1 protein-coding gene is annotated in these 703 nt (G+C 70.0%); it reads right to left on the minus strand.

The window, feature by feature from the left end:
- Positions 1-42: 42 nt before the first annotated feature.
- Positions 43-624 (minus strand): DoxX family protein, encoded by a 582-nt coding sequence (locus DZA62_RS35255; RefSeq protein ID WP_116953677.1) that lies wholly within the window; start codon positions 622-624, stop codon positions 43-45.
- Positions 625-703: the final 79 nt, after the last annotated feature.

A 703-nucleotide genomic window follows, 5' to 3' on the forward strand; every position in this document is an offset into this window, starting at 1 on the left:
GCCCGCCAGTGGCGGGTCGGCGCGGACGGGACGGCCGGCGGCTCAGATGAGCCAGCGGTTCTTCCGCACCAGCGGGATGCGTTCCCACAGCCGGCCCAGCCCGAGGTAGCGGCCGGAGAAGGTCAGCGCCAGGACCACGATCATCAGGGCCTCGGTGATGTGCTCGTCCATGAACGGGTTGTTGTCCAGCGGCAACGACGCCAGGTACATCATGCCGAGCATCAGCACCCCGGCGACCGCCGCGACGCGCATGCCGATGCCGAGGATCAGCGCGACCCCGATGCCGAGCAGGCCGATCATGAACAGCCAGTCCACCCAGGTGTTGCCGGCCAGGTCGTGGAAGAAGTCCTTGAACGGGCCCTCGACGCCGGACAGGTAGCCGGTGGTGGGGCTGCCCCCGTCGATCCAGGCGTTGTCGCTCGGGGTCGCGTACCCGAGGCCGAACGTCTTGTCCAGGAACGCCCAGAGGAAGGTCCAGCCGAGCGCCAGCCGCAGAGCGGCCAGGACGTACTGGAGCGCGACGGGACGAACGTCGGGGTGGTCGGTGCCGGTGGTGGTCTGCGCCTCGGTGCTCTGCGGCGCGACGTTGCGGATCGGCACGTCGTGGCTGCTGGACGTGGTCATCGTCCTGCCCTTTCTGGGAGTGTCGCCGGCGTCTCCGGCGCTGACTCCAGTCCATCGCGGCGGGAGTCGCCGGCGCTGC

Origin of the sequence: Jiangella endophytica, assembly GCF_003427025.1 — a bacterium.
GTDB lineage: Bacteria > Actinomycetota > Actinomycetes > Jiangellales > Jiangellaceae > Jiangella > Jiangella endophytica.